The sequence below is a fragment of the Anabaena sp. EIM26 genome, from assembly GCF_057568715.1.
This window is the reverse complement of record NZ_CM172472.1, coordinates 2186430-2205934: the sequence shown is the minus strand read 5'-3', so window position 1 is coordinate 2205934 and position 19505 is coordinate 2186430. Positions and strand designations below refer to the sequence as shown.

The window sequence follows — 19505 nt, the reverse complement described above, 5'->3', positions numbered from 1 at the left end:
TAGATAAAACTTACCCCCAATTTAAGGATAAAAAATGAATAGTGCTGAAAAATGGGCCTTGATTTCAGAACTTCCTCCAGACACTAAGCATAACCCTGAAAAAATAGTCAAGATTGCTAAACAAGCTAATGGCAAAATCGTCTTTTTAGAAGAAGGAAAACCTGGTAAAGGAGGAAGTGGACTATTACATATTTTGGAGAAACATCAAGAAGACTTTACCAAACGTGGAATTTCTGAAGATGAAATCGCCGATGTTGTTATGGCTGCTGTAACCAGTGGAATATTTCTTGGTTATCAAGGAACAGTAGAACCTCGAAGAGAAATATATGAAGTAACTTTTAATGAAAAAAAGCAGTGCATAGCAGTGACGGTAAGTAATAATGGTTATATAGTTGGAGCTAATCCCGCGTCTTTACCATAATTCCACCTGCATAGCTATGACCATCAAAATCAAATTAATGGCTGATTATGGGTGCGACCCTTTATGGTGGGCAGATGTTGATAAAGTTGGTAACATCGACCCAGCAAGATTGCCCCTCAGCAAAGAAACCATTAACCGTCTCAGAAATTGGGCAACCAGTTATAATGCAACATTAAATTGGCAAAATCCTGCTAATTCACCAGATTTGAGTCCAGAAGAAGAAGAAGCAGCTTTTGAACAAGAAGGTATTAGTTTGTGGAAACAACTGCAAAAAGAACTTGCACCTAATTATGAAGTTATATATTTCAGTGAGCAATTAGGTAAAGTTGTAACAGATATCAATGAATTAGAATCTTTACTAGCTATAAATGCTTAGTAGTATGATGTATAAGCTTTTTTAATAAAAATGATAGATAAAACTTTCATGATCTATAACCCTGACTGTGTGCACAGGGTTTTGTACTGGAACTAAAATATAGTTACAATTAATACTAAATAAGACATAGCGCAAAGTGGTAAATTTATCAATCTTCCATCCACTAACGACTTGGCGTTATAGTCTTAATTTGTTAGTCAGCAACAAGACCTTATTATGGTTCAAGAACTGGAACGTAAACGCCAGAGTGCATCTTTTCCCGAATCTGCTCCAGCAGCCAATCCTGTGTTTTTTAGAACTTACAGCCGCAGGACAGCCGCAGGTTTAAGGGAAAGTTATGATCAGGTGTGCGATCGCACTCTAAAAGGCTTAGTCGAACTGGGAAAACTCACCCGTGAAGAAGCTGCTATTTTAGACAAAATGCAGCGTAACATGAAAGCCCTTCCCAGTGGGCGTTGGATGTGGGTTGGTGGTACAAATTGGTTAACTAAACCCAAAAACTTCTCCGGTGCTTATAACTGCACCTCCACCAACCTTGTAGACTGGAGTGCTTTTGGCTTAATGATGGATCTAGCCATGATGGGCTGTGGCACAGGAGCCATCATTGAACCACAATATATTAATCAACTGCCTCCTATCCGTAATCGCCTAAATATCACCGTCACAGGTGAAATTGGCAGCACTCCTAAAGAACAGCGTCGTGAATATACACAAACCGATATAGAAGCTAACACCGCTACTATCCACGTTGGAGACAGTAGGGAAGGTTGGGTAAAATCCTATCAAACCCTTTTAGAACTCTCCACCGACGAACGCTTTACAGGAGACGTTGAAGTAATTGTAAATATTAGCGACGTGCGCCAATCGGGGGAAACCCTCAAAGGCTTTGGCGGTATGGCTAATCCTGTAAAATTACCTGGATTGTATCAACGTTGTGCCTCTATTCTCAATAAGGCTTTAGGTAGACAATTAAACTCTGTTGAATGCTGTTTATTAATTGATGAAGCTGCTGTCACCATTGTCGCTGGGAACATAAGGAGATGTATCGCTCATGGAGCAAGGGTTTCAGCGATTGATGGCATAAAACCGATTCAAGATATTCAGTTAGGAGATTTAGTATTAACCTCTTCTGGTGAGTATCGTCCAGTAGTTAATAAATTTATTCAAGGTGTACAAGATGTTGTAGAAATTCGTACCTCCACTACCTCCATTCGTTGTACTGCTAACCACCGTGTTGCAGTTTATGATGGTCTGCGTTCCTATAGCTGGAAGTATGCTGGTGAACTACAACCAGGCGATCGGCTAATCTCCGTTCCTCATAACAAAGGTGCAGACTGTGCAAGCACTGATTATGCTTGGTTGCTCGGTTTTTACATAGGAGATGGACACGCAAACAGGCGATCAACAGGACAATCTGAAGTAGTTTTTGCTCTCTCTAAGTCCAGACTCGAAGGTCAGTTAGGCACAAAATGCCTTCGGATACTAAGAAGTTTGGGATATAACCCAACTATTTGTTATGGCGGAAAAGGTAACTACGGTTTTATCAAGGTATATCGCAAGGAACTAGCTGAGGAGCTTTTAAAATACAAGCAAGCTTGGGGAGTTCCCATTATTCCTGAAATTATTTGGAAAGGCAGTCTAGAAATTCGTGCTGCTTTCTTAGCAGGTTTGAGTGACGCAGATGGTACTCCTTCTCGGAATGTACTTGTTAACTCAAACAAATTAGAATTTTTACGAGAAATCCAAAAACTAGCCCTTTCCCTGGGAATTGCTACAACTTTACAAGAACGTAAACCTAGAGCAATTCAAGGAAGAGATAAAATTTATGATGGATGCCACGCGCTTCACATTAAAGGTTTGCAATCTCAAGCAGTAGTTGTTGGCTTAATTAATCAATTTGCTATCAGAGATGCTTTTACCATCAGGTTAGCAAAGAAAAATGGTTTAACTCTACCTTACCAATTAGTTCAAGAACTAGCGGCCACAGGATGGCAACCCAATACTTTGTGTCGTGCTAATGTCCTTTGGGTAGATCCAAAAGGCAGACCAGGAAAATTCCGAGACGCTAATTTTGATACTCTGATTGCTGAGGATCTAGTTAACCCACACTGGCTACCAATCGAGGTTCAATTTGTTGCTCCCGCAGGTCAAGCTGAAACTTTTGATATTGAAGTAGAAAGCGATCATGAATTCATTGCTGATGGCTTGCTAGTCCACAACAGTGCTGGTATGCGTCAATTCATTGCAGAAGATGAACAAGGCGCAACTGCCAAAGATAACCTCTGGCAACAAGACACAGAAGGCAACTGGCGCATAGATCCAGAACGCGATTCTTTGCGGATGGCGAATCATACAAGAGTGTTTCACCGCAAACCTACATTAGAAGAATCCATTGCAGCCGTTCAAAAGCAATATTACAGTGGTGAGGGTGCAATTCAATGGGCTGGTGAAGCTGTCGCTAGAGCTAATATTGATTTACTAACTACACCAGAACTGAAGACTGAGTTTCTGCAAGCTTATGAACAAGGAAAAGCCAAGGAATGTATAAAAAAATACAGTCCTGAGATTGATGCTAATGAGCTAGAACATAGATTAGGTAGGTTCGGTTTAAATCCGTGCGGAGAAATAATAGGTGCTGATTTTCACTGCGTAAGTGGTGATACCTTACTCATCACTCAAGATGGAATGCACAAAATTCAGGATATTGTCGATTCTGAAGTGGAAATTTGGAACGGTAAAAACTGGAGTCAAGTTCAACCATTTAAAACTGGTAGTTCTCGTGTTCTCTATCGCGTGCGCTTCGGAGATGGTTCATATCTAGATGCAACTGAGTATCACCGCTTCTTTGTCAAAGATAGATTTGGCAAGAATTACAAAGAAGTGCAAACAAAAGATTTGATGGATACCAGTCGATATTCTATTCACACAGAACCATTCAAAATTCAGTACGACGATGGATTAAACATTGATCTAAGTTATGCCTACACTCTAGGAGTAGCTGTAGGAGATGGCACAACAGATCAAAAAGATCGTGCCAAAGTTAGGTTGTATGAACAGAAAGCCGCTTTAAATTTGGCAGGAAATAAATCTCCTATCAGAGATTACGATTACTTACCAACTTTTACAGATGTTACAGATTTAGGTTTTTCTGGAGAATTCTTAAAAAGCCTCAAAACAAATCCAGATTCATTGAGTGTCATAGCAGGTTGGAATCGTCAAGCAATTTTGCACTTTATCGCTGGTTTAGCAGATACAGATGGCTCTAATACACAAGCTAATGGAATTAGGATTTATATCTCTGACTATGAACGCGCTTACCGAGTTCAGTTACTACTAACTAAATGCGGTATTCGTTCATCTCTCAATCTTTGCGCTCATAAAGGAGCAGTTACTAACTATGGCATCAGAAGTAGAGATTTGTACTACTTGCAAATCACTGACTGTGCTGAGATTCCTTGTCAGCGTTTGGACGTAAGCAAAGGTACAGACGCTAAATGTAAAGGTAAATGGCAAGTTGTAAAAAGTGTTGAACAACTACCAGGATTACATGATACTTACTGCTTTAATGAGCCGGAGTACCATAAAGGTGTTTTTGGTAATACCTTAACCGGAAACTGTAACTTGTCTGAGGTACACTTAAACCAACTTGATCCCGACAACTACAAAGAACAAGAAGAAGCATTTACCGCTGGGGCGCTTTCCGTAGCCGCACTGTTAAATCACCATTTTCTTGAACCCCGCTATCAATACAGTCGGGAACTTGATCCCATTGTCGGTGTTTCCTTCACTGGTTTATTTGACTTCTTTGTTCATGCTTTTGGTGTGGACTGGTTACGCTGGTGGGAAGCAGGAAGACCAGAAACCCCTGAAGGACTGGTTTTCAAACGTGGTGAACAAAAATATCTCAGCTTCTGGAAAGATGTAGTCCATAAAGCTGTTTGGGAATATTGCGATCGCCACAACATTAAACGTCCCAATCGTTGTACAACTGTGCAACCAAGCGGTACAAAATCCCTCTTAACAGGTGCAAGTTCCGGTTGGCATCCCCCCAAAGCCCAAAGATTCATTCGTCGGATCACCTTCCGCAAAAATGACCCCGTAGCCCTAGCTTGTATAGATTATGGCTACAATGTCATACCTTCTCAATCTGACAAAGACGAAAACGGTAACTTACTAAATGACCCATTTGATTATCGTTGTACAGAATGGTTAGTAGAAATACCCGTCGCTGTATCTTGGGCAGATTTACCCGGTGCTGATGTAATTGATGTGTCTAAGTTCTCAGCCTTAGCCCAATTAGATTTCGTCATGCAAGTACAAAAATTTTATACAGCCCATAATACAAGTGCCACCATAGAACTGCGTTCCGAGGAAGTTGAACCCTTGGGAACACGCATCTATGAAGCCATTCACAATGATGAAGGCTATATTTCTGCGGCTTTATTAGCGCGGTTCGATGATTTGCAATCATTCCCCCGTTTACCCTTTGAACCCATAGACAAAGCTACCTATGAACGCTTGTCTCAAGAAGTCAAAATTAGACGGAAAACAGACGATTTCTGTGGTGCTTTAAGTCGTTACGATTTAGGTGAACTAACAGACGCAGGCCCCAGCGGTTGCGACTCTGATAAATGTATGTTTCCTGAACAGCAACCAAGCTCATAGGGAGTGGAGACAGGGAAGATAGGGAAGAAAAATCATCTCCCTGATCTCCTTACCTACGAAATCATTTTCCAAGTTACGATTGATTAAGAAATAGTAATTTTTACAGCAATACCAGGAGACATTTAAATGTTCATAGATGAATTGTCCCCCATCTTTAAACAAGCTACCCAGCACCCAGTCTCATTTTTTGGTGGGTTATTCTCTGGAGTGCTGCGACTTAACCTCTCAGATGATCCTGTTAAAACTTGGCTAGACCAACATATTGGTTCAACCAGTTCCACTACTTCTGGGCTTCAGAATGGTAAAGCCTCTGGCCCTCAACAAATTTCAATTGATTAACCTTTTCTTAACCGTTAACTGTTAAACGTTAACGGTTAATATAGCAGTTGCTATCACCTGATTCAGATCAATTTTTTAAAAAGCTGACTGCCATAACTGCAAAGACGGCAGAATACTTAACTAGATTCTCAATCATCAAATATATCTCCGCTTTCATGAATAAGATACTTTGTCAAATCTCATACGTGAGAAAAAGTCACAATCAGTTATGATTATGAAAATATGCGTATGTTCAGTCTGATGGTAGATGAAATTGAGGATATTGAGCCATTGTCGTTAATTCCTGCAATTTTTTCCGTCCGTGAATCAGAGAAAACTATGCAATGCTTACAATTTGCTTAGTTCTGTTTTCCATCTAGCTGAACTAATCGCTTTTTGTTGAAAATTACGTGACTCACATGACTATTTACGTTGGAAATCTCTCTTACCAAGCGACAGAAGCAGACTTAAAAGCCGTGTTTGCTGATTATGGCCAAGTTAAAAGAGTTGTTTTACCTATTGACCGCGAAACCGGAAAAATGCGCGGATTTGCTTTTGTTGAAATGACCGAAGATGCACAAGAAGATGCAGCTATTACAGAATTAGACGGTGCAGAATGGATGGGTCGTCAACTGAGAGTTAATAAAGCAAAACCACGAGAGGATAATCGCAGGGACGATAACCGAAGAAGTAGTTGGGGGTAAAGACAGGACTTTTAATTAACCAAGTTTGCAATTGCAGCAAATTGTTTTCTAGTTATACAAGATGAATGGGCTGAAATTCACTAGAAACAACAAAAATATACCCGACTAGTTATGAACAGCCGACAAATCTCCAAACTCGTCGGGGCTTTCTATTTTTTATGTATAAAAAATGATGGTTTTTAGGCAGTGTCTTTAATTACCCAAAAAAATATTTATTAGCTAGACAAATTACTGAATACTCCAGATCACCGACTTCTTGAAGAAGTAAACCAAAATATCAATTCTTTAGTTTATCTAAAATCAATCTTTAGTTATCAAAATACCTTTCTAAGATAGAGGTAGCGACCAAAAATCGCCATTGAGAAAACCAACCCAACAGCAAAACGCTAGGGAGTAACAAAAATGGCTCACGCCTCTGAATCTTTAGATTTGTCTATCAACTACGCTACAGATAAAGCCCTAGATCGTGATTGTACAACCTTATCCCGTCATGTCCTTCAACAATTGCAGAGTTTTTCGGCAGACGCACAAGATTTAAGTGCGTTGATGAATCGTATTGCGTTGGCTGGTAAACTGGTGGCGCGTCGCATGAGCAATGCTGGCTTAATGGAAGGCGTTCTGGGATTTACTGGCGAGGTTAACGTCCAGGGAGAATCTGTTAAAAAATTGGATGTCTACGCCAACGACGTATTTATCTCAGTGTTTAAGCAAAGTGGCTTAGTTTGTCGCCTCGCTTCCGAGGAAATGGAAAATCCCTACTATATTCCAGAAAACTGTCCTATTGGTCGTTATACCTTGCTGTATGACCCAATTGACGGCTCATCTAACACTGATACTAATCTTAGCTTAGGTTCTATTTTTTCCATCCGTCAACAGGAAGGAAATGATAGCGATGGTAAAGCTACTGATCTGCTGACCAACGGACACAAGCAAATTGCCGCTGGATACATACTATACGGGCCAAGCACGATGCTGGTCTATACTATAGGTAAGGGCGTTCATTCCTTTACCCTTGATCCCAGTTTAGGGGAGTTTATTCTCACAGAAGAAAATATCAAGATTCCTGATCATGGTTCTGTTTACAGCGTTAATGAGGGGAACTTCTGGCAGTGGGATGAATCCATTAGAGAATACATTCGCTATGTTCATCGCACTGAAGGTTATACCGCTCGTTATAGTGGCGCGATGGTGAGTGATATTCATAGAATTTTAGTTCAAGGTGGTGTGTTTCTGTATCCAGGAACTCTGCAAAAACCAGAAGGTAAATTGCGCCTACTTTATGAATCTGCGCCTTTAGCATTTGTGATTGAACAAGCCGGGGGTAGAGCAACTACAGGATTAGTGGAGATTGTGGACGTAGTTCCGAAAAAACTACATCAACGCACTCCTCTAATTATTGGTAGTAAAAAAGATGTGGCTAAGGTTGAGTCTTTTATTCAAAATGGTCATTAGACGAATTTGAAAAAAGCGGCTAACTAATGCCAGTAATGAATTTCAAGATTGGGAATGTGGGATTGGAATGCAGGACTAGCAATGTTTGTTAGTGAATTTAAAGATTCATCTCAGTTGGTTGATGCCAAAAACAAAAGCTGCCATCAACTGAGGAACTTTCTCAACTTCACCAAAAAACACTGTTAACTTAGGAGTTAAAAAATAGTTATGGCAACCAATCATTTATTAGAGATTAAACAATACGGTCAAAGTATCTGGATGGATAATTTGAGCCGTGACATTATTCAATCAGGGGAACTCGAAAACTTGGTAAAAAATCAAGGAATCTCTGGTATTACCTCCAATCCTGCCATCTTTGAAAAAGCAATTACTGGTAATGCCATTTATGATGCTGATATTGAAGCAGGAATTCGTGAGGGTTTACCAACATACGAAATCTATGAATCTCTAATTTTTGCAGATATCCGCAATGCCTGTGATATTTTGCGTCCTGTTTATGATGCCACGAATGGTTTAGATGGTTATGTGAGTATTGAAGTTCCACCAACTATAGCTCATGATACCCAAGCCACAATAGCTGAAGCTCGTCGCTATTTCCAAGAAATTGGGCGAGAAAATGTGATGATAAAAATTCCTGGAACTGAGGCGGGTTTACCTGCTGTAGAACAAGCAATAGCTGAAGGAATTAACGTCAACGTGACACTGTTGTTTGCAGTCCAAAGTTACATTAATGCAGCTTGGGCGTATATTCGTGGCTTAGAGAAACGGGTGAGTGAAGGTAGGGATATTAGCCAAATTGCCTCTGTAGCCAGCTTTTTCTTGAGTCGGATTGATAGCAACATCGACGCTAAGATAGATGCGAAATTGCAGCGAGGTGTTGATGACATTAACCATGAAGCAGTGCTGCGAGCAGTAAAAGGTAAAATAGCGATCGCTAATGCCAAGATAGCCTACCAAGAATACAAAAAAATTACCAGCACTGATGCTTGGCAAGCCTTAGCAGCAAAAGGCGCAAAAGTACAGCGGTTACTGTGGGCCAGCACCAGCACCAAAGATCCCAGTTATAGCGATGTCATGTATGTCAACGAACTAATTGGCAGAGATACCGTTAACACCCTACCACCAGCCACAATAAAAGCTTGTGCCGATCACTGTAATGTCAGCGATCATCGCCTGGAAACAGGCGTAGACGAAGCTTACAATCTCCTACAAAGCTTGAACACACCGGACATCAACATTGATATCAATACCGTAATGGACGAACTACTCGTTGAAGGTATTGACAAATTTGTCCAGCCCTTCCAGTCACTAATGAACTCTTTAGAAGGCAAAATCAAGCTATTGTCACCAGTATAGGGAATGGGGAATAGGGAATGGGGAATAGGGCAAAACTCTTACCCTAAACCCTACACCCAATACCCCTTCCCCAGTCTAAAATCCAAAATCTAAAATCCTAAATTGTTATGGTCAGTCTGCTAGAAAATCCCCTACGCGTTGGTCTACAACAGCAAGGGATGCCCGAACCCCAAATTATAGTTATCTTTGGCGCTTCCGGGGATCTTACCTGGCGCAAACTAGTACCAGCACTGTACAAATTACGTAGAGAAAGACGTATTCCCCCAGAAACCACCATTGTCGGTGTAGCACGTCGAGAATGGAGTCATGAGTACTTCCGTGAACAAATGCAGAAGGGCATGGAAGAAGCTCATAGCAGTGTCGAACTAGGGGAACTCTGGCAAGACTTCTCCCAAGGTCTATTCTACTGTCCTGGTAACATAGACGACCCGGAAAGCTACCAAAAACTGAAAACCTTATTATCCGAATTAGACGAAAAACGGGGAACACGGGGCAACCGGATGTTCTACCTTTCCGTTGCACCCAACTTCTTCCCCGAAGCTATTAGACAGCTAGGCAGCGGAGGGATGCTAGAAGATCCCTACAAACATCGCTTGGTAATCGAAAAACCCTTTGGTCGAGATTTGGCAACTGCCCAAAGTTTGAACCAAATAGTGCAGAAATATTGCAAAGAAAACCAAGTCTACCGCATTGACCACTACTTAGGTAAAGAAACCGTTCAAAACTTGCTGGTATTCCGTTTTGCCAATGCCATTTTTGAACCTTTGTGGAATCGCCAATTTGTTGACCATGTACAAATTACCGTAGCCGAAACCGTCGGAGTAGAAGACCGGGCTGGTTACTATGAAAGCGCCGGCGCACTGCGGGATATGTTGCAAAATCACTTAATGCAACTTTACTGCTTGACAGCAATGGAAGCACCCAACGCTATGGATGCTGACAGCATTCGCACGGAAAAAGTTAAAGTACTACAGGCTACTCGTCTAGCCGATATTCATAATCTGTCACGTTCGGCAATTCGTGGTCAATATAGTGCTGGCTGGATGAAAGGACAACCAGTACCAGGATATCGCGTAGAGCCAGGAGTTAATCCTAACTCTACTACACCCACCTATGTAGCCATGAAGTTTCTAGTAGACAACTGGCGCTGGAAAGGTGTTCCTTTCTACCTCAGAACCGGAAAGCGGATGCCGAAAAAAGTCAGTGAAATTTCCATTCATTTCCGTGAAGTTCCCTCCAGAATGTTTACCTCTGCGGCTCAACAGGCAAACGCCAACATTCTGACAATGCGAATTCAGCCCAATGAAGGAATTTCCCTGCGGTTTGATGTGAAAATGCCAGGGGCAGAATTTCGTACTCGCGCAGTTGACATGGACTTTAGTTACGGTTCCTTTGGTATCCAAGCTACTTCTGATGCCTATGACCGCCTATTCCTCGATTGCATGATGGGCGACCAAACACTCTTCACACGGGCAGACGAAGTGGAAGCAGCTTGGCAAGTAGTCACACCAGCACTTTCTGTTTGGGACGCACCCGCAGATCCTACCACCGTTCCTCAATACGAGGCTGGTACATGGGAACCAGCGGAAGCAGAATTCTTAATTAACCAAGATGGTCGCCGTTGGCGCAGACTCTAGGAATTTTAGATTTTGGATTGGGGATTGAGGATTAACAATTAGTAATTGGTGAGTTGGAAAAGAATTATTACCCATTAACCATTACCGATTAACTATTACCCAAACTCTATCCAAAATCTGAAAATCCGAAATCCAAAATCTGAAAATCCAAAATCCAAAATCCAAAATCCAAAATAGACTATGGCGACTCAAGCTCCTACAATTTATTCACTGCAAGCACCTAAGGATGTTTCGCTCACAGAAATAGAAGCGGAATTGACTCAAATTTGGCAAAGTTACGGCATTACTGGCGAAGATGGGGCGTTACCTGCTGCTACCCGCGCCACAACATTCACTTTGGTAGTCTATGAACCAGAAGAAACCCAATACTTATTAGCTGCAACAGGCTTTTACAATGGCCCTATTGATGGAATTCTGGGGCCGCAAACTGAAACAGCATTACGGGAAGTGCAGAAAAAGCATGGACTCCCAGAAACTGGTATTGGTACACCAGAAACCCTAACTACATTACGGGAGGAATATTTCAAAAATCAGCACAGCGGACCACAGGGAGATAGTCATGGTGCTGCTATGGGCTATACTTTCAGCGCTACCAGTCCTACCATTGCTGATGAAATAGCTCTTCGCAATCCTTGCCGGATTATTGCTTTGTGTCCCATTGCTGGGGAAGATGAAGGGGTAAAAGCACAAGTTTCTGCTTATTGCCCAATTCAAAAGCAATCATCTAGTACACTGATTTGTTGTGAATATATTACTCTCACTGGTACAGCGGCTGCTTTGGAACGAATTGGGGGTATGATTCCGGCTTTGTTAATTGGTGGTTTACCCAAGTTTCTGTGGTGGAAGGCAACACCAGATTCTGGTAATCCTCTTTTCAAACGCTTGGCAGCGGTCTGCAATAATGTGATTGTCGATTCTTGCAACTTTAATACTCCAGAAGATGATTTACTCAGCTTGCAAGATTTGGTAGAAACTGGTGTGCCTTTAGCTGATTTGAACTGGCGGCGTTTGGCTGCATGGCAGGAATTGACTGCTGAAGCTTATGATGCACCAAATCGTATGGCGGCTCTGAAAGAAATCGATCGCATTACTATTGATTATGAAAAGGGCAACTCTGCACAAGCCTTGCTATTTTTAGGTTGGTTAGCAAGTCGTTTGGTATGGCAGGCTGTTTCCTATTCTAAGGAAAGTGGTGATTATGATATCACTCGCATTCGCTTTTTGGCTCAAGACCAAAAACAAATAGAAGCAGAATTAGCAGGTGTTCCCATTGCTGATATCGGTGAAATTGTCGGCGATTTGATTGCTTTGCGTCTGAGTTCTACCAATCCCCAAGCAAATTGTGGTACTGTGATTTGCTCGGAAACTGGTGGTTGTATGCGTATGGAAACTCACGGTGGCGCTCAATCTGCTGGTTTGTTTCAACAGGTAAGTTCACTTTCGGAACAGAAAGCTGAAGTGTTGTTAAGTCAACAGGTACAACGCTGGGGTCGTGAGGCACTATTTGAGGAAAGTTTGGCGGTGATAGCACAAACTTTGAAGTTGGAAAATCGGTAATTGCTAATTTATTCATTGCTCTTTTACCCTCTTTCTATCATGTAAGGGGGTATTTTTTATCACTGATTTAACAGATTTAAGGATTTCACGGAATGAAGGATTTTTTTGGCAAATGAAAGGGTTTAATTCATTAATTGCTCTTTTACCCTCTTTCTATCATGTAAGGGGGTATTTTTTATTTTTAATCTTTGGGGTAATGGCGCAATGTGATATTCCAAAGCATTCACAGATTCAATTAGAGTTTATCTACTAGATTTTTGGATATTCGGTTACAAACTAAAAAAGATAGTTAAATCTGTCTTCTTCAATACTGCGGTGAATATAAATTTCGTACTTTAATGTAATAGCTATAATATAAGTTTCTGAGGAGTGATATAGCAGTGAAACCCAATGAAGAAACCCACATTAGAGCAAAGGCAATTACTTATTGTCAAGACTTAATTGAGTATTACAAAAGTTGCCGGAAGAGTTATCGTAACACCTGGTATGCTTCACAGTCTGCTACTGTAATTTTGTCTGCTGTGACTCCTCTTCTTATATTGGGAAATGCGCCAAAGATACTACAAGCAATTCCTCCGGCATTGGCTTCTATTACTGGTGGTCTAGCAGTATTCCGGTGGCAAGAGAATTGGGTAATTAGTAAAGCCACTCAAGAAGCTCTTGAAGCTGAATTAATAGCTTTTGAAATTGGTGTTACAGAATATTATCGCGTGAATGATGATAAAGCAATTGAGACTTTTACAACTCGAATAAACAGATTACATTTGGATCAGGTAAAACAGTGGAGTACCGTTATTATGAAAAATAAGCTCCTTCCTAAAAATAGTGAAGATGAGCTTGAGAATCTACTTTGATTAAAGAAATTAAGGCTCTTACATCTCTTTTATATTGTAATAAAAAGTGAATTAAGATGAATTACATCTGCGGAATGTGGAATATATAATTTAGGTTATTCACTAAAACTAGATAATTGGCGTTTATAGTAAAAATGTCGATGAAATAATTCTCATTACCAATGTCTATAATTATTGCTGGTGAACGTAGTGGTGTGGGTAAGACAACTGTGACACTTACCCTTTTAGCGTCTTTGTGTCGTCGTGGTGCAAAGGTGCAATCTTTTAAGGTAGGGCCAGATTATATTGACCCGATGTTTCATAAGTATGTTACTGGTCTTGCTTGTCGAAATTTAGATCCTGTGCTGACTTCGGAAAGTTATGTACAGGAATGTTTTCATCATCATTCCCCTGGGTGTGAATATGCTTTGGTTGAGGGGGTGATGGGTTTATTTGATGGAATTAAGGGAACTGGGGAAGGAGAAAAACAATTACCAACTGATTTTGCGAGTACGGCGCACGTAGCACGTTTATTAGACATTCCTGTGATCTTGGTGATTGATTGTAGCCGGTTGTCTGGTTCGGTGGCTGCGATCGCACACGGCTATTGTTTTTTGGATAGTAGAATTAAGATTGCTGGGTTAGTATTGAATCAAGTGGGAAGCGATCGCCATTTATCCCTGCTCAAAGATTCCCTAAAACCACTACAATTGCCTATTCTCGGCGTTTTACGAAGACAAGATAACATCACTATACCCGACCGTCATTTAGGTTTAGTCCCTACAGCAGAACTTCCCCAATTAAATAATATCGTCAATCGCTTGGCAGATTTAGGTGATAATTGCTTTGATTGGCAAAGATTATTACCACTACTTCAAGTATCTCCAATTTCAGTTATTAATCCTCAATCTCCCAAATCCAAAATCCCCCATCTCAAATCTCAAATCAGAATTGCCGTTGCCAGAGATAAAGCTTTTAATTTTTACTATCAAGACAATTTAGATTTACTGGAACAATTAGGTGCAGAATTGGTCTTTTGGAGTCCTTTAGAAAATACAGAATTCCCAAAAAATATCCAAGGACTTTATTTTGGTGGCGGATTTCCTGAAGTATTTGCACAACAATTAGCTGCAAATACCAGCGTGATAAAAGAAGTAAAAACAGCTATTTTAGCCGGAATGCCCACAATTGCTGAATGTGGAGGATTGATGTATTTATGTGAAAATATTATTGATTTTGAAGGTAAATCTTGGTCGATGGTGGGAATTTTACCAACATCAGCACAAATGGATAAAAAGTTAACTTTAGGATATCGTCATGGGATAGCTTTACAAAATAGTTTCTTATTCGATGCAGGAACAAATATTTATGGACATGAATTTCATCGTTCTCATTTAATTACTCATCCTCAACAACCATTATTTGATACTTATCGTTATGATTGTGAAGAAAATACAGGATTTGAAGGTTGGAATTTACCTAATGTTCATGCTTCATACATTCATCAACATTGGGGAGAAAGTTTAGCAATTCCCCAAATGTTTCTGCAACAAGCTCAAAAATTTGGTGAATAAAATTTTTCAGGATGATTTAAGAGTTATTTATAATTAGCTAAAACTTCTATATGACTTAATGCTGCTGATATGGTCACAGGTGTATAATATCCACCGCCATGCCTGGAAATAACTGGACAGGATACTTTTTTAGCTAAATCTAAAACATATTTAGTTAATTCTTGAAAGTCTCTATTTGTCCAATCTGTAATGCCTTTACCACAATCATCTCGATGTGAGTCATACCCAGAAAAGATGAAAATTAAATCAGGATTCCAGGGTAAATTTTCTAAAGCATGACGGAAGGTTGATAAACTCTCATAACTTCGGTAAAATTTCCCGTCTAGTCCTATTTTGGCAATAATATCTGGTGTTATTACCTCAGAAATCAGAGGAATATTACAATGTCCAATTTTTTCTGCCATCGTCGTTGTACCATAGCTTAAATTAGAAGCTTTAGACATATATATATCAACGGCAGTATGGATACTAATGCAATAAACATTATCTTCACAGCTAAAAATTGACTGCGTACCATCTCCATGATGAATATCCCAATCTATAATTAATATTTTATGTAAACCTTGAGACTGAGCATATTTTGCTGCTGTTGCTAAAGGGTTAAGTAAACAATATCCATGTCCCCAGTTTCTATGTGCATGATGTCCTCCTAAACAAAAACAGTAGGCACGTTCTAAACGTCCTTTTTTCATTTCATCTATAGCAGCAAATATTCCCCCCAAGCCGTATAAATAACCGGGTAGGCAATATTCCAACCCTTCGCATTCAATACCCATAAGTGGTAAGGAACACAATGATTCATTAAGTGGTTTTCCCAATGCTTTGAAAATTAACTTTTGTAGATAATCATGACTATGAACTCGCAGATATTCACTATATTTAACTTTTTTAACAGGCAAAGATGGATAAATAGTGATTTTTTTAGCAATTTCTTGTCTGATATGATTGTAATGAGGAAATGAGTAACCTACAAAAGAAATCGAATTAATGGCTTTAGAGGTTTGGCAGGTGTGCGGATGAAAATAAGTTGCAAACATCATTGAATTAAGCTTTGACTAATGACTAATACTTTCATTCAGTCGGCGAATTATACGAGATAGTTCACGAATAATATTTACTGCAATTTCTGGAGTTTCTTCAATCGCATCATAAAGTTGTTCTTGGGTGAGTTCCAAACATTCACAAGATTCTAGAGTTGTAGCGGTAGCTGAACGGGGTTGAGTATCAAATACTGCCATTTCTCCAAAGTATTTCCCCTGCTCGACTTCTGCTAATTTTGTGTCCCCAATATGGACTTTGACCTTACCTGATACCACAATATAGAGCGATCGCCCTTCTTCTCCTTGTTTAAAAATGCTGTAATTAGCAGGATACGATAACTCATTCATTACAGAAGCCAGTCTGACCACAAAATCATCTCGTAATTCATTAAAAATGGGAACGCGCCGGACAAATAACAAACGATCAACGCTAGTGAGCATAATTACAAATTATAAATAAAACACCAGTACAAGTATCAAACCGTAATCAGCTTACCCTGCGGGAACGCTCTGCGTACATCTAGATTTAACCAGATTTTTAATCAGTCGTGACAAACCCTATGAGGGAAACGTGCAACTCAGATGATCATTATATTTATTTTATACCAGTAAATGTCTGCTGGTTGATCATCATCAAAACTATCAACTTTTTAAGTCTTCATCATAAAATTAAAACAGTTACTGAACGCCTCAGTCATAAGTAAACTTATTCTCAAAAAAGTTAAAAAATTACCAGGATTATTGATATAATAACCACCACCATCAGGTATAAATAATTTTTTCATCTTGCCAGCATAGATAGAGTGGTAAATTTTCATCCACACTATATGATACAGCTAATTGACATTTCTTGATTTACAGCATCTTCTCTCAAGGGTATAATTATGTACTTTATGGAAAATTATTCTTACATAGAAATTGACAATTATCTGTACAGTGAAATTATCTACAATCATCAATTAACCACGAGTCAGTTTTCAGATCCAAACCCTCTCAATGAGTTTTTCTCCACAGAACTGAGCCAAGTATCTAAAAATCAAATCACACCAACAGCAATAGAAGAGTCGGCTAATTCCTTAAGTCAATTACCTGAGACAGATACAGATAAAAGTGTTGATCCAATTCGTAAAAATAGCTTACAAACAGAGCCTACATACCCGGAACAAAAACCGTTTAAACCACAAAAGCTGCCCTTAGTTTTAGAAAAGAAAAAAGCGCGACCGCTGCCATCTGCGGGTATTACTATGCTCACGCCATCAGCTTATGGTAAATCCTGGGGGAGAGCTTCTTTTGGGGTGGGATTACAATCTCGCGCTCGCTTTACTGATACAGCTGATGGAGTTTTAGGGGTTGGTATTGGTTTTGGTGATGGGAAAAAATTAGTTGGCTTAGATGTCAATATAGGCGTTGTTGACATAAGTTCTTTTGAAGATGGAAACATTAGTTTGAAATTACATCGCCAACTTCCATACGATTTAGCTGTAGCTGTTGGTGTTAAGAATTTAGTGACTTTTGGTAGTACTGATGGGGGTACATCTGGTTACGGTGTGATTACAAAAATGTTCCGTCTCCAAGATAGCGACAGCAAACCGTTTAGTAGGCTTTATGTCTCTGCTGGTGTTGGTGGGGGACAGTTTCGTTCAGAATCAGATATTAGAAATAATATTGATTCTATCGGTGTTTTTGGTAGTGTGGCTTTGAAAGTTGCTCAACCAGTGACGACAATTGTTGAATGGAGTGGACAAGATTTAGGTTTAGGTGTATCTGTAGCTCCATTTAAGAAAATTCCTTTAGTTATAACTCCAGGTATTAGCGATATTACTGGCAATGCGGGTGATGGTGTACGATTTATATTAGGAATTGGTTATAGCATTTCTTTTTAACTAAATTTATCACCAAAGATTAGGATAACAATGATTAAATTTACGCGTTCATTTTTCTCTATTTTTTTATCAGTTATTTTAATTTTATTATTCTTTAAATCTGTTCAAGCTCAAGTAGGAAACCAGTCAGATATTACTAATCCTGATCCTCAAGAAATTGTTAATCCTAATGAGCCATCAGGTAATCAGTCAGATATTACTAATCCTGATCCTCAAGAAATTGTTAATCCTAATGATCTGCCTAATAATCTAATCATTGATCGTGAAGTCTTTGATAATAATTTTGATAATACAACACCCGATGAAGCAGTTGCACAGCTTGAAGAACTGAATGCAGTAGAATATGGGGCATATCTTGGGACTGATTTTTTTGGCGAAATTAGTTCCTCTGAAGAAATTGCTGATAATCTGAGTAAGCTGTCTAAATTGACAGGAAGAAATGCAGCAGTTCTTTATGTAACTTCGCTAAAAGATCAACTCAGCTTGATTCTCATTCCCCCAAAACCACAAGAGAAAGATTTATTAAACAATACCAAAAGCTTGAAAGATAGTTCTTTACTGCTATCACAAGAAATTCCACTAAAAGTTGGTGAAATTGTCCGTAAATCTGTGGTAGAAGCTAACAGCAGCAATATTCAAAAAATTGCTCAAGAGTTTCGCTCTAAAGTTACTAATTTTAGAGATAAAGATTACTTTATGAGTGCTGAAAAGCTATATAAATGGATAATTTATCCCATAGAATCAGCCTTAGAAGTAAATAAAATAAATACTGTAATATTTGCAATGGATAGCGGGTTACGCTCTCTTCCTGTAGCTGCTTTATATGATGGAAAACAGTTTCTAATTGAAAAATATAGTGTGGGTATTATTCCTAGTTTTAGCCTCACTGATACCCGTTACATTCCCATAGTTAATTCTGATATTTTGGCATTGGGAATATCGAAAAGTACAGAAGGGCAAGATCCTTTACCATCTGTACCATTAGAAATCAACACAGTGAGTAAAAATATTTGGCGCAGTCAAAGTCAGATATTATTAGATCAAGAATCAACGTTAGAGAATCTCGAATCTCTCAGTCTTAAGAAGCATTTTGGAATTTTGCACTTAGCAACTCATGGTGATTTTAAATCTGGAAAAATTAGTAACTCTTACCTTCAATTTTGGAATCAAAAAATTCACATAGATCAGTTGAGAAATATATCTCAGAAATTAGGATGGAGTAAAGATCCAAAGGTAGAAATGCTAGTTTTGAGTGCTTGTAGAACTGCTTTGGGTAGCCAGGAGGCAGAATTTGGATTTTCTGGTTTAGCTGTACAAGCAGGGGTAAAATCAGTTTTGGGTAGTCTTTGGTATGTGAGTGATCAAGGCTCTCTGGCACTGATGACTAAATTTTATGATCAGTTAAGCGCTACTTCCTTGCGATCTGAATCTCTTAGGCAAGCTCAGTTAGCTATGCTGAAGGGGGAAGTACGGATAACTGATAAAGAATTATATCTATCACCAGAAAAGCCTATTGCTCTACCGCCAGAACTGGTTAATTTAGGTAAGATAAACTTATCCCATCCATACTATTGGTCTGCTTTTACAATGATTGGTAACTGGAATTAACCATAGCCAGTTATCTACATTCAGCGTAAGGATTCAGGATACAGAATGTTTGATATAGCAGGGAACAGAGAACGAAAGAGA

At 39.4% G+C, this 19505-nt stretch carries 15 protein-coding genes; 13 read left to right on the top strand and 2 right to left on the bottom strand.

The window, feature by feature from the left end:
* Positions 1 to 34: 34 nt before the first annotated feature.
* The 11 genes from AC012T_RS09515 to AC012T_RS09465 all read left to right on the top strand — a co-directional run bounded on the left by AC012T_RS09515 (position 35) and on the right by AC012T_RS09465 (position 14893).
* Entirely contained in the window at positions 35 to 421 is a 387-nt protein-coding gene (locus AC012T_RS09515; protein ID WP_487065149.1) for a hypothetical protein, read from the top strand.
* 16 nt (positions 422 to 437) lie between these two features.
* Positions 438 to 797: a hypothetical protein gene (locus tag AC012T_RS09510; RefSeq protein WP_487065147.1), complete on the top strand. Its 360-nt coding sequence runs from the start codon at positions 438 to 440 to the stop codon at positions 795 to 797.
* A gap of 216 nt (positions 798 to 1013) precedes the next feature.
* On the top strand, positions 1014 to 5462 hold the full coding sequence (gene nrdJ / locus AC012T_RS09505) for a ribonucleoside-triphosphate reductase, adenosylcobalamin-dependent (RefSeq protein WP_487065145.1): 4449 nt from the start codon (positions 1014 to 1016) through the stop codon (positions 5460 to 5462).
* 126 nt (positions 5463 to 5588) lie between these two features.
* Positions 5589 to 5801 (top strand): ssl0294 family protein, encoded by a 213-nt coding sequence (locus AC012T_RS09500; RefSeq protein ID WP_487065143.1) that lies wholly within the window; start codon positions 5589 to 5591, stop codon positions 5799 to 5801.
* A gap of 398 nt (positions 5802 to 6199) precedes the next feature.
* Positions 6200 to 6484: an RNA-binding regulator gene (locus AC012T_RS09495; protein ID WP_438889281.1), complete on the top strand. Its 285-nt coding sequence runs from the start codon at positions 6200 to 6202 to the stop codon at positions 6482 to 6484.
* 402 nt (positions 6485 to 6886) lie between these two features.
* The gene (gene fbp / locus AC012T_RS09490) at positions 6887 to 7936 is read left to right on the top strand and encodes a class 1 fructose-bisphosphatase (protein ID WP_487065141.1); all 1050 of its coding nucleotides are present in this window, start codon (positions 6887 to 6889) and stop codon (positions 7934 to 7936) included.
* 207 nt (positions 7937 to 8143) lie between these two features.
* Complete coding sequence (gene tal, locus AC012T_RS09485; protein WP_487065139.1) at positions 8144 to 9292, top strand: transaldolase; 1149 nt, start codon at positions 8144 to 8146, stop codon at positions 9290 to 9292.
* Positions 9293 to 9399: 107 nt separating this feature from the next.
* Entirely contained in the window at positions 9400 to 10929 is a 1530-nt protein-coding gene (zwf, locus tag AC012T_RS09480) for a glucose-6-phosphate dehydrogenase (RefSeq protein WP_487065137.1), read from the top strand.
* A gap of 180 nt (positions 10930 to 11109) precedes the next feature.
* Positions 11110 to 12486 (top strand): glucose-6-phosphate dehydrogenase assembly protein OpcA, encoded by a 1377-nt coding sequence (gene opcA / locus AC012T_RS09475; RefSeq protein WP_487065135.1) that lies wholly within the window; start codon positions 11110 to 11112, stop codon positions 12484 to 12486.
* Positions 12487 to 12866: 380 nt separating this feature from the next.
* The gene (locus AC012T_RS09470; protein WP_487065133.1) at positions 12867 to 13340 is read left to right on the top strand and encodes a DUF4231 domain-containing protein; all 474 of its coding nucleotides are present in this window, start codon (positions 12867 to 12869) and stop codon (positions 13338 to 13340) included.
* Between the two features lie 161 nt (positions 13341 to 13501).
* Positions 13502 to 14893 carry a cobyrinic acid a,c-diamide synthase CobB gene (locus AC012T_RS09465; RefSeq protein WP_487065131.1) on the top strand — a complete coding sequence of 464 codons (1392 nt, stop codon included), beginning with the start codon at positions 13502 to 13504 and terminating at the stop codon, positions 14891 to 14893.
* Positions 14894 to 14916: 23 nt separating this feature from the next.
* Here AC012T_RS09465 and AC012T_RS09460 read toward each other — a convergent pair whose 3' ends face one another.
* Both AC012T_RS09460 and AC012T_RS09455 read right to left on the bottom strand, forming a co-directional pair.
* The gene (locus AC012T_RS09460; protein WP_487065129.1) at positions 14917 to 15933 is read right to left on the bottom strand and encodes a hypothetical protein; all 1017 of its coding nucleotides are present in this window, start codon (positions 15931 to 15933) and stop codon (positions 14917 to 14919) included.
* Between the two features lie 15 nt (positions 15934 to 15948).
* A complete protein-coding gene (locus AC012T_RS09455) occupies positions 15949 to 16374 on the bottom strand; it encodes a cyclic nucleotide-binding domain-containing protein (RefSeq protein WP_015213252.1) in 426 nt (141 codons plus the stop codon).
* Positions 16375 to 16826: 452 nt separating this feature from the next.
* Between AC012T_RS09455 and AC012T_RS09450 the strand changes: the two genes are divergently transcribed.
* The gene (locus tag AC012T_RS09450) at positions 16827 to 17816 is read left to right on the top strand and encodes a hypothetical protein (RefSeq protein WP_487065127.1); all 990 of its coding nucleotides are present in this window, start codon (positions 16827 to 16829) and stop codon (positions 17814 to 17816) included.
* Between the two features lie 30 nt (positions 17817 to 17846).
* Positions 17847 to 19424, top strand: coding sequence for a CHAT domain-containing protein (locus tag AC012T_RS09445; protein ID WP_487065125.1), 1578 nt, complete (start codon positions 17847 to 17849; stop codon positions 19422 to 19424).
* Positions 19425 to 19505: the final 81 nt, after the last annotated feature.